Origin of the sequence: Imhoffiella purpurea, from assembly GCF_000585215.1 — a bacterium.
Classification (GTDB): Bacteria; Pseudomonadota; Gammaproteobacteria; order Chromatiales; family Chromatiaceae; genus Imhoffiella; species Imhoffiella purpurea.
This window is the reverse complement of the sequence record NZ_AONC01000085.1, coordinates 1-11664: the sequence shown is the minus strand read 5'-3', so window position 1 is coordinate 11664 and position 11664 is coordinate 1. Positions and strand designations below refer to the sequence as shown.

6 protein-coding genes are annotated in these 11664 nt (G+C 65.9%); 3 read left to right on the top strand and 3 right to left on the bottom strand.

Annotation, left to right across the window (positions count from 1 at the left end; translation table 11 throughout):
- Window positions 1–15 precede the first annotated feature (15 nt).
- The 3 genes from D779_RS21375 to D779_RS20015 all read left to right on the top strand — a co-directional run bounded on the left by D779_RS21375 (window position 16) and on the right by D779_RS20015 (window position 6781).
- Window positions 16–2865 (top strand): EAL domain-containing protein, encoded by a 2850-nt coding sequence (locus D779_RS21375; RefSeq protein ID WP_081763630.1) that lies wholly within the window; start codon window positions 16–18, stop codon window positions 2863–2865.
- A gap of 104 nt (window positions 2866–2969) precedes the next feature.
- Window positions 2970–4838: a methyl-accepting chemotaxis protein gene (locus tag D779_RS20020; RefSeq protein WP_043757931.1), complete on the top strand. Its 1869-nt coding sequence runs from the start codon at window positions 2970–2972 to the stop codon at window positions 4836–4838.
- A gap of 239 nt (window positions 4839–5077) precedes the next feature.
- Window positions 5078–6781 (top strand): methyl-accepting chemotaxis protein, encoded by a 1704-nt coding sequence (locus D779_RS20015; RefSeq protein WP_081763629.1) that lies wholly within the window; start codon window positions 5078–5080, stop codon window positions 6779–6781.
- A gap of 56 nt (window positions 6782–6837) precedes the next feature.
- Here D779_RS20015 and pstA read toward each other — a convergent pair whose 3' ends face one another.
- The 3 genes from pstA to ppk2 form a co-directional block, all read right to left on the bottom strand.
- Window positions 6838–7743, bottom strand: a complete 906-nt coding sequence (gene pstA, locus D779_RS20010) for a phosphate ABC transporter permease PstA (RefSeq protein ID WP_043757928.1) — start codon at window positions 7741–7743, stop codon at window positions 6838–6840.
- Between the two features lie 331 nt (window positions 7744–8074).
- Window positions 8075–10435, bottom strand: coding sequence for an esterase-like activity of phytase family protein (locus D779_RS20005; RefSeq protein WP_043757927.1), 2361 nt, complete (start codon window positions 10433–10435; stop codon window positions 8075–8077).
- 155 nt (window positions 10436–10590) lie between these two features.
- Window positions 10591–11511: a polyphosphate kinase 2 gene (gene ppk2 / locus D779_RS20000; RefSeq protein ID WP_043757977.1), complete on the bottom strand. Its 921-nt coding sequence runs from the start codon at window positions 11509–11511 to the stop codon at window positions 10591–10593.
- Window positions 11512–11664: the final 153 nt, after the last annotated feature.

Genomic DNA, 11664 nt, shown 5'->3' with positions numbered 1-11664 from the left:
GAGGCCTTACCGCGTATGACGATCTTCTCGCCAGAGCGCAGTCTGCGCTTCAGATATCTTCTCGGACTCGGTGTCATCGCACTCCTGGTCACAGCCTCCTACATGACCATGCAGCGGGTGATCTCCGAGCAGCGCAACTATGCGCGGCTGATCAGCCTGGCGAGCCATCAGAGCGGGCTGGCCAATCGCATCGCCTATTTCGCTACCCTGATGGTCACCACCGAGGACGATGTCGAGCTGAACGTCGCCCGCGCCCAGGTCGGACAGGCCATCAACAAGATGCGATCGGCCAACCGGGTGCTCCGCGACGGGTCTGCCGAGCAGGGGATTCCCCGGGTCGAGAGCGAGGGGCTGGAACTCGTCTACGAGGATCCGGTGGCGGGCCTCGATCTGGCGCTCGACCGCTTCCTGGAGCGCGCCCGCGCGCTCTACGACATGGACAAGGGCGATCTCGGCCTCGGTTCCGCGCCCTACGTCTTCCTCATCACCTATGGCCCCCATGCCATGGATCCCATGTTCGAGGCGGCGGTCGACGAGTACGAGCGGATCGGCAACCGGGCCATCCTCTCAATCGAGCGGCTGGAACTCGGCATCTGGATCGCCGCGCTCTGCACGCTCATCCTGGAGGCGCTGATCATCTTCCGTCCGCTCGAGCGCCGTATCCATGAGGCGGTCTCCTCGCTCAAGCGCACGGTGAGCGAGCTCAAGGATACCCGCGAGCGTCTGATCGCCGCCCAGCAGCTGGCCATGGTCGGCGACTGGCAGTGGGACGAGGGCAGCGACAGGCTCTCCTGGTCGCTCCAGACCTATCGCATCTTCGGCATCTCGCCCGAGGGCTTCGAGCCGACCCCGGACAATACGATGCAGCTGATCCACCCGGACGATCGGGGCGCCTGCCTGGCCGCGATCGCCAGGGCGCGCGAGGGCCTGACCCCGGTCTGGTTCGAGTGCCGGCTGATCCAGCCGGACGGACAGGAGCGTCTGGTCTATCAGCAGGTGGTCGCCCGGCGCGGTTCCGACGATCGGCTGCTGGGGGTCTCGGGCGTGGTGCATGACATCACCGAGCGCAAGGAGCTGTCCCGTCGTCTCGAGAAGCTGTCGGAGAACGTGCCCGGATTCCTCTTTCAATACCGGCTGCTTCCCGACGGCTCGTCGCGCTTTCCCTACTGCAGTCCCGGGATTCGCGACCTCTTCGGCGTCAGGCCGGAACAGATCCGCGAGGACGCCACGCCCGCCTTCGCCGCCTTCCATCACAAGGACGTGGAGCGCGTCCTGAACAAGCTGCAGACCTCGTCGCGCGATCTCAGCATCTGGCGCGACCAGTTCCGTGCCGTCCATCCCGCCTTGGGAACGGTCTGGGTGGAGGGACATGCCACGCCGGAGCGTCTGTCCGATGGCGGCACGCGCTGGCACGGCTACATCTGGGACATCACCGACCGCAAGCGGACCGAGGATCAGATCCGCAAGCTGGCGCTGTTTGATCCCCTGACGGGGCTGGCCAACCGGCGTCTGCTGCGCGACCGCATGGAGCATGCCGTGGCGACCTCCAGGCGCACCTGTTCCATCGGGGCGGTGCTGATGCTGGATCTGGACAACTTCAAGTCCCTGAACGATACCCAGGGTCACGACGCCGGCGACGCGCTCCTGATCGAGGTCGGCAGGCGTCTGCGCGACAACGTCCGCGATTCCGACACCATCGCCCGGCTCGGCGGCGACGAGTTCGTCGCGGTGCTCGAATCGCTGGGAACTGATCTTGCCGAGGCCCGTGCTCAGGCGTCGAAGATCGCCGAGAAGATCCGTTCGGCCCTGATCCAGCCCTATCGGATCGGCGACAAGAATCAGGCCCACCAGACCTCGGCCAGTATCGGGGTGACCCTGTTCGGATGGCGCGACATGAAGGTGGACGACCTCCTGCGCCAGGCCGACATCGGCATGTTCGAGGCCAAGGAGTCCGGACGCAACCGCATCTGCTTCTTCACCGATGCGCGTCAGGCGGCCATCAACTCCCGCAACTCCATGCTGCAGGCGCTCAAGGGGGCGCTGCAGAACGACGAGCTGTGCCTCTATTATCAACCCCAGATCTCGATTTCGGGCGAGCTGATCGGTGCCGAGGCGCTGTTGCGCTGGCTGCCCCCGGACGGGGATCTGATTCCCCCCGAAGACTTCATACCCCTGGCCGAGGAGACGGGGCTGATCCTGATGATCGGGGAATGGGTCATGGCCCAGGTCTGCCAGGATCTGACCCTCATGGCGCGCCATGATCTGCCGCCGGATTTCTCGGTGGCGATCAACATCAGCCCGCGGCAGTTCTCCGATGCGACCCTGGCGAGCAAGATCCGGGATGTGATCCGGTCGAACGGCGTCTGTACCGGGAGCCTCAAGCTGGAGCTCACAGAAAGCAGCCTCTTCATGGATCTCGAGCACGCGGGCAAGGTGATGGAGGAGCTTCGCGCGATGGGGATCGGGATCGAGCTCGACGATTTCGGCACCGGATACTCGTCGCTGAGCGCGCTCAAGTCGCTGCCGATCGACGCGCTCAAGCTCGATCGCACCCTGGTGCAGGGCATCATGGACGACGGACGCGGAAGGGCCATCCTGCGCGCCGCCGTCGCCATGGCCAAGGCGCTCTCGCTCAAGGTCATCGCCGAAGGGGTGGAGACCCGCGAGCAGCACCTCCGGCTCGTCGAGGAAGGCTGCGACCTCTTCCAGGGCTATCTCTTCGCCCGACCCATGCCGCTCGACTCATTCGTCGCGCATCTGGATGACGGCGGCTGGCCGTTCCGCACGAACCCCGAGGAAGTCGAGCGGACATCCGGATCGCATCCGCCGGCCGATGTCATTAGGGGGTCATGCTCGCTTGCTTAACTAACGGCCGAAGAGCCGTCTGCCCCGGCCTGTTTCATTTCTAGAGATCCAGGAGCGGACGGTCCAACCGGCCGTTGCTCCATCCATGTTTGTTGGAGTCGTACATGAGTATCCGTCGGAGCGTCACTCTGGCTGCAATCCTGGTCACGCTGACGGTGGCCGCCGTCCTGGTTCTGGTCGCGCGGGCCGGCAATGCGCGCATCGAGGCGCGCGTCGCCGAGGAGGTCGCGCTCGGCAAAAACCTGGTCTGGCGCCAGGTCACCGATCGCGTCTTCGAGCGCATGGAGCTGGGCATCGGCGATTTCGAGCGCGATTTCTATCTCAAGCAGGCACTCAAGAAGAGGGACCCGCAGGGGTTGGAGAAGGCCGTCGCCTCGCTCGACAATCTCATCGGCGATCAGGGCTACTACCGGAGCCTCCATCTGTTCGACACGGAGGGCGAACAACTGTGCTGCGGCGATGTGGCCGAACTGCCCGAGTCCGTCAGGTTCCTCATGACGGCTGCTCAGGGGGATGGCGAGCGGCATCATGGTGTCGGGCTCGATCGTAACGGGGCTCCGGTTGCATTGTTGAGCTTCCAGCTGCGTTCGCGTCACGATCCCATCGGTGTGGTCGTCTTCCAGTCCCCGATCGCATCGGCCCTGGCCAAACTCAAGTCCATCGATGGTGCCGAGGCCTTTCTGGTCGGGGCGGACGGCGGGCTCCAGTACGGCACCCAGAACGCGCTCTATGAAACGCTGGCCCCTTCGATTCCGCCTCTGGGCCGGATCGCCCGCGAGACCAGGCTGTCGGGCGATCTGGCCTACAGCGTCGCCATCCTGCCCATCCGAGGCGTCGACGGCGAACCCATCGCCCACCTGGTCTCCATCGCGGACGATACCGCCGGGTTCAAGGCCCAGCGCCGTTTCGAGCGGATCGCCTATTCGGGCGTGCTCCTGCTCCTGGTGGCCGCCTCGATCGGGCTCTATCTCTACATGCGCCGCGCATTGCGTCCGCTCGACGATGCGGTCAGGGCCGTCTCGCAGGTGGCCGAGGGGCATCTCAACGTCTCCTTCGCGACCCGGCGCAAGGACGAGGTCGGCGTCCTCATGATCGCCCTCCAGGCCATGGTCGAGCGCATTCGCGAGATCGTCACCCATCTGCATGCGGCGAGCGGCGATCTGCACGACTCGGCCAGCGATATCGAGCGTCTGGCGCAGACCAGCAAGATCCAGTTCGACCGCCAGAAGGCCGAGACCGGCAACGTCGACGTCGCCGTCGGTCAGCTGGCCAGCTCGGCCCAGATCGTCGCCGATCACACCAGCCGGGCGGTCGGCACCACGACCGAGGCCGAGGAGCGGATCATCGGCAGCCGCCGCATCCTGCAACAGACGACCGAGCTGATCGAGCGTCTCGGCGCCGAGATCGAGGAGGCGGCGAACGTAGTCCTGGGACTCGCCGACCGCAGCGATGCCGTGGGCCAGGTGCTGGACGTCATCCGTGCCATCGCCAGCCAGACCAATCTGCTCGCGCTCAACGCCTCGATCGAGGCGGCGCGCGCGGGCGAGCAGGGACGGGGCTTCGCCGTGGTCGCCGACGAGGTGCGTCAGCTGGCGTTGCGCACCCATGAGTCGATCGAGGAGATCGAGGGTCTGATCGGCGCGCTCCAGTCCAGATCCAAGGAGGCGGTCTGCGTCATCCATGCCAACCGAGATCGCGCCAGGCAGAGCGTCGAGCATTACGGACAGGCGGTCGAGAACCTGGACGCCTTCGCCGACTCGGTCGCGAGACTCATGGAGATGACCCACCAGATCGCCAGCGCGGCCGAGGAGCAGAGCCGCATGGCCGAGACCATCGCCGCCAGCGTCAACGAGATCGCGCAGCTGGCCCAGGATCATGCCGACGCGGCGGATTCGGGATTCGCCCAGTGCGCCAATCTGAATCGCATGTCCAATGCGCTCCGGGAGCAGGTCGCCTATTTCAGGCTCCACTGAGATCCTCCGGGCGCTCCGATCCCGTCGTTCGACGCAATGGACCGCCTTTCCCCGACTCCATCGGTTCCTGTCTTGACGCATCTCACCGCGGACGGACCCATGGCTCTGTATCTTGCGGTGCGTGCCTAGAGAGGTTCTGCGCCGATCCGAGTCGCGCCTGGCGATCTGCGGACGCATCCGGCAGCCGAATCGACCGTCCCCTTCGGGCACATCCAATACGAACACTGGGAGTGTCCCGAATGAAATGGATCGATCATACGAAGATCCGCACCAAACTCATCCTGCTGGCGCTGATCCCCAGCCTGGCGATGCTTGCCCTGGGCATGGTTTCGGTCAATCTGCTGCGACTGGTCAATCAGGGCGTCGATCGGATCTATCTCGATCGCGTGGTTCCGCTGCAGGAGCTGAAGGCCATCTCCGACGACTACGCGGTCAGGGTCATCGATGCGGTCAATAAGGCCAACGGCGGCTTGCTGACGGCCGAGGAGTCGCTGCGGATGGTCGAGCAGGCCCGCCAGGGAATCGATCGGCGCTGGAAGGCCTATATTCAGACCGAGCTGACCGAGGAGGAGGCCGCTCTGGTCGAGCAGGCGAGCACGCTCTTCGCCACGGCCGATGCCTCCATCGACCGCCTGACGGCCGAGCTCGGCCGTCTGCGGGGTGGAGTGGCCGGTCAGCTGAACGCCTTCGACGGCCCCCTGTACGCGATCATCGACCCGGTGACGAACAAGATCGACGAGCTCGTCTCGCTCCAGCTGCGCGTCGCCCACGAGGAGAAGGAATACGCCGAGCACCTCTACGCCGAGTCCCTGACGCTGTTCGCGGCGGGAACGACGGCGGCGCTGCTGCTGGTAGCCCTCTTGGGCTGGCTCTTCTATCGCTCCGTGATCGGGCAGCTCGGACGGCTGCGTCTCGCCATGGCCCATATCCTCGAGCATTCGGATCTGTCCTTCCGAGCCGATCTGGACGTCGGCAACGAGATCGGGGAAATCGCCTCCGATTTCGATCGCATGGTCGAGCGTCTGCGCGATCTCGTGGAGCAGATCAGCGGTTCGGCCCTGACCCTCTCGGCCGCCACCTCACAGATGACGACCTCACTGGTGGACGCCCGCAACGGGGCGAACCGTCAGACCCAGGAGACCGAGCAGGCGGCGACCGCCATGGAGCAGATGACGGCGACGGCGGAGGAGGTGGCCCGGAACACCTCCGATGCTGCCGGCGCGGCGCGGCAGGCCAGGGAACTGGCCGAGCAGGGCAATGGCGCGGTCGGCCAGACCGTGGAGGCCATGTCCTCGCTGGTCGAGAACATCGCCCAGGCCGGCGAGAGCATCGAATCGCTGAGGGCCGAGATGCAGGGGATCGGCAAGGTCCTCGAGGTGATTCAGGGTGTCACCGAACAGACCAATCTGCTGGCGCTCAATGCCGCCATCGAGGCGGCGCGCGCCGGCGACCAGGGACGCGGATTCGCCGTGGTCGCGGACGAGGTGAGGACCCTGGCCCAGCGGACCCAGACCTCGGCCAACGAGATCGAATCCATGGTGGAGAAGCTTCAGAACAGCTCCCAGCGCGTCGGCGAGGTCATGCACCGAAGCGAGCGCGGAACCAGCCAGGCCATGGACGCGGCCAGGAAGGCGGGAGAGGCGCTGGCGGACATCCGGGACGCGGTCGGCGGCATCTCCGACTTCATGACCCAGATCGCCTCCGCCACCCAGGAGCAGACCGCGGTCGCCAGCGAGATCAACCAGAACGTGGTCGCGATCCGAGACGCCACCCACCAGGGCAGCGCAGGCATGACGCAGCTGGAGGCCGCGGGCGCCCAATTGAACGGACTTGCGGACGAACTCAGGAATCGGGCCGGTCTGTTCCGGGGAATCTCCAGCGGCCAGAATGCGCCTGCGACCGAGATCGATCCGGCCTGGGGCATGCAGACGTTGCATGCCTGAGCCTCGGGAGCTTGGGCGAAGTCCCGCTTCGTGCGGGTATCTTCGCCCGAGAATGCTCAGACCTTCGGTTTTTCCAGCAGACGCGCCAGGATGTTGAAGGTCAGGACGATCAGCACCAGCACCAGGGAGGCGGTCCAGGCGAGCTCGATCTGGTTCTCGAAGGGCATGCCCGAGAAGTTGTAGATGAGGATGGAGAGCGAGGCCGTGGGCTCGCTGATCTCGGACAGATAGTAGTTGCTGAAGAGCGCGGTGAAGAGCAGCGGGGCGGACTCCCCGGCCGCGCCGGCGATGGCCAGCATGACGCCGGTGAGGATCCCGGGCAGACCGGTCGGCAGCACGACCTTCCAGACCACCTGGCTGCGAGTGCAGCCCATGCCGTAGGCCGCGTCCTTCATCAGCTGGGGCACCTGGGCCAGCGCCTCCTCGGAGGCGAGCACCACGGTTCTCAGCATGAGCACGGCGAGTGCGACGCCGCCGGCCCAGGCCGAGTAGCCCCAGTGGATGACGATGATGGCGTAGACGAAGACGCCGGCCATGATCGAGGGGAATCCGGTCAGTACCTTGGCCAGGAAGCGCGAGGCGCCGGCGATGCGGCTCTTGGGTTCGAGGAAGCCGATATAGATGGCGGCGAGCACCCCGATGGGTATGCTGATGAGACAGGCGATCCCCACCATGGCGAGGGTGCCGAGGATGGCGGGTCCGATCCCGCCGCCCATCTCGAATCCGGCGGGCGGCAGGCCGGTCAGGATCTCCATGAAATCCGCGCTGAAGAGCCGTGTTCCGCCCTTGACCAGGAGCAGATAGATGACGGAGACCAGCGGGATGGCCGCGGCGATGGCGACGAGCCAGGTGAGGCCGGTCAGAATGCCGTTGGTGAGCGACCGGCGCTCCCAGAATCTGCGGGTGAGGTCGGGGTGCGACAGAACCGGTCTCAAACCGGTTCTTGGGTCCTGTTCAACCATTGATACTCCTGGTGTTGGCTGATGTGTGCCGGCTGGGACCCAGGGCCACGCGTTCGCGGCGGCGTGCGGGTCGCATCGCCGAAATATAACCTACATGGGATCGTCATTAGGCATCGGCAGTCCTGCGGGCTGCCAGGGAGGCTGTCTACGGCTGGTTCGGTGATTCCTGATGGGGCAGGGAAGCGGACGCGGGGGATCCTATCAGGCGTGGCCGGACGGCCGCCATGATCGGGGTCAGACCTTCCGGTATGCGCCAGTCGCGAGGGTCGAGCGGATTCCGTCCGTCTCCGCTCGCCCCTCCGGGGTCCGACCGCTCAGGGGCGCGTGAGGCTCAGCGGAAGAGGTTCCGGTAGTAGCCGAGGTTGAGGAACCAGGTCTCGCCCGACCAGTCGTCGACACCGTCGTTGTCGGTCACCAGATAGACGACACCGCGGCCGGTGACGGCCACGCCTTCCGGCTTGTCGGTGATCCAGCCGTTGGTGGCCTCGAGCTCGGGGATGAGATCGAAGGCCGATTTCTCGGATGCGGAGACGAGCCCGTCGGTCATGGCTGCCGCGTTCACCTCGACCAGATTCTTGATCTCGGTGAAATCGCCGGTGCGGTTGTCGCGCTCGATCAGGATGTAGGAGCCGCTCGGGGTGGCGCTGATCTCGGAGAGCCCGACCCAGCTCGCACGCTCGGGGACGTTCGACAGCTCCCAGGCGATGTGGCCCCAGTCGCCGCTGGATTGATCATAGGTCCAGAGACGGGCGCGTCTCGGCTGTCCGTTGGCGTCGAGACCGCCGGCGTCGTCGTCCAGATCCTCGCAGGCGGCGGTGCTGTAGTCCCAGCCGCGCTGTTGGGCGACGAGCAGCCGGTATCCGGATGCCGTCGCCTGCACGGCCAGTCCCTCGAATCCGGAGCCCAGGGTCGCGGTCGACTCGGAGGCGGCGCGGCAGGCCAGGATCTCCTCGGGCAGGCCGATCTCCTGCAGCACCTCCCCGGTGTCCGCGCTCACCTGGAGCAGACGATTGGGGCGCGAGTCGTCCTTGTTGCCCTCGCTGGCGATCCAGAAGCTGCCGTCCGGGGCGATGGCGATGCCCTCGGGGTCATAGTTGCCGGTGCCGCCGCGGATGGTCATGGCATCGGTGATGACCGCCGGGGAGCCCGAGACGTCGATGGTGAGGATGCGGCTCTCCGAGAAGAAGGAGTCCCAGACGGCGTAGAGGCGGTTCGGGTCTTTCGGGTCTGCGACCATTCCCGAGAGCGCCGACCAGGGGATGGGCGAACCGTTGGCGTCGTCGGCCGAGAGGATCTGGGGATAGGTCGGATAGCCGAGTCCCAGCTCGTAGATCATGATGCTCGAGCGCACGCCGTACTCGGGATCGTCCTCCTCGCCCGAGGCGACGAGCAGGTTGCGCGACGGAATCGCCAGCAGTCCTTCCGGCCCCAGAGGTCCGGGCAGCAGCTGGGTGAACCTGGGTTCGCCATCCTCCATGGCGTAGACGGCGACGAAGCTGCCGCGCTCGGAGCCGACGAAGAGATAGTCGTCGCGCCCGAAGCGGCCGAACTCGACCGCCTCGGGTTCGGAGCCCTTGTTCTCCGAGCGTTCCTCCGGGTAGTGGCCGTGGCGGACGGCGATCGCCTCGAAGCTCGATCCGCTGTCGTAGACCAGCGGGTCGAGCTTGGCCTCGGGGTCGAAGAGCGAGAATCCGCGGCTGCCGCCGAAGAGGTCGCCCTCGTTGGCGGTGGCGATCAGATGGCGGGTGCGGCGCAGGTCCAGCGGGACCCAGGCGATGGCGTCCGGTTCGCGCGGGACGGCGTCGAGGCTCTCGGTCAGGGAGATGATGCCGTCCTCGGTGGCGTCGATCCGGGTGAGGTCCACCGTGCCCAGGTCGAAGTCCCTGACGATCGCGCCGGTCGGCAGGTCCACGACCACCAGATGGTTGTTCTCCTGCAGCGAGACGACTGCCTGATCCTGGCTGTTGACGTCGACGAACTCGGGCTCGGGATCGCTGCTGCCGTAGCTGGCGAGTCCGGTCAGCTCGACCCGGCGCAGGTCCCAGCCGCTCGGGTCGGTGCCCTGGATGTCGACGATGGCCAGATAGCCGGCGGGCGACTGGGGCAGGCCGCCCTCGACGCCGTCGACCGTGACGTCCTCGTCGCGTTCGTTCTCGATGACGACGGCGGCATAGTCGTCCTTGGGGCTCAGCTTGATGGAGTCCGGCTGGCCGCCGAGCTCGATCCAGCCGACGATGGTCTGGCGCGGGATGTTCACCACGATCAGCCGGCCGCCGGTGTCGACGAAATCCTCGCTGGTGTTCACGGCGACCAGGGCCAGAAGATTGCCGATCACCTCGACCGAGGTCGGTTCGCCGCCCATGTCGACGCGGCCGAGCGGGGAGGGCTTGGACGGATCCGAGATGTCGACGAATCCGATCGCTTCGCCCGGGCTGTCGGTGTAGACCAGCGTCTTGCCGTTCTTGGTGGCGGCGACGATCTCGGAGACCGTCTCCTCGCCGATGTCGGCCGGAGCGAGATTCCGATAGTTGCCGAGCGTCGCGATCCGCCGGAAGCTCTCGATCCTGTCATGGGATCCGAGTGCATTGGCGGTGGCGAGGCCGAAGGGCGAGTCCGTGTCGGCCTGGACGTATCCGGCCATTCCCGCGGCCAGCATGGATGTGAGCAGGATTCCCCGTGTGCGTGACTGCATCGTTGTCGTCTCGTGCTGTGGATTGACCCTGGATACCGCGCGCTCATCGAGTGCATGGCGAAGGTGGCCCCGATGCTACGGGGGCTCTATTGAGCTTCTGTGACGGGACGGTGACGATGGGGTGACGCTGGCGGCATCCCTGCCGTTAGGACGCTTCAGTAACGCCGGGGAACGTGCAGCTCGGGAGGCAGCGGCTCGCGCTCGTAGTTCGGATCGAAGACGCGGTCCGGCAGCGTGATCGGCTCGTGCGGCACCTCCTCGTAGGGGATCTGCTGGAGCAGGTGGTGGATGCAGTTGAGCCTGGCGCGCTTCTTGTCGTTGGCCTCGACGATGAACCAGGGGGCCTCCGGGATGTTGGTCCGGGCGAAGGTCTCCTCCTTGGCCTTGGTGTAGGCCTCCCAGCGGACGCGGGACTGGAGATCCATGGGGCTCAGCTTCCATTGTTTGAGCGGATCGTGGATGCGCATCAGGAAGCGCAGCTGCTGCTCCTCGTCCGTGATCGAGAACCAGTACTTGATCAGCCGGATGCCGGATCGCACCAGCATGCGCTCGAACTCCGGGACGTCCTGGAAGAACTGCTCGACCTGATCCTCGGAGGCGAACCCCATGACCCGCTCGACCCCGGAGCGGTTGTACCAGGAGCGGTCGAAGAGCACGATCTCGCCGCCCGAGGGCAGATGGGAGACGTAGCGCTGGAAGTACCACTGGGTGCGCTCGCGCTCGCTCGGCTTGGTGAGCGCGACCACGCGGCAGACGCGCGGGTTGAGCCGCTGGGTGATGCGCTTGATGACGCCGCCCTTGCCGGCGGCGTCGCGGCCCTCGAAGATGACGGCGATCTTCTCGCCCGTGTGCTCCACCCAGTCCTGGAGCTTGATCAGCTCGGCCTGCAGGGCGAGCAGCTCGGTGAAATAGACCCGCCGGTCGAGGGTGTCCGGATGTCTGCGCTTGTAGATCCTGCGCAGCTCCATCGACAGGGCCGGCTCCGAGATCTCGAGCTCGAAATCCTCGTCGAGCGTGTCCTCGAGCTCGGCCCTGATCCAGTCCATCCCCTCGAATTGTGTGTCGTCGCTGCTCATGGGCATGCTCCGGTCGTGATTGTGTAAAGCTGGCTGCCGGAATCTGGAAGCCGGCGGCTGTGAGTAACCATCCCCCGGCAAAGCCGGGGGCTTTGAATTCGTGAGCCGCTCAAAGCGGCAAGGGGTCGCTAACGCGGCCCCACGGTATTAGGG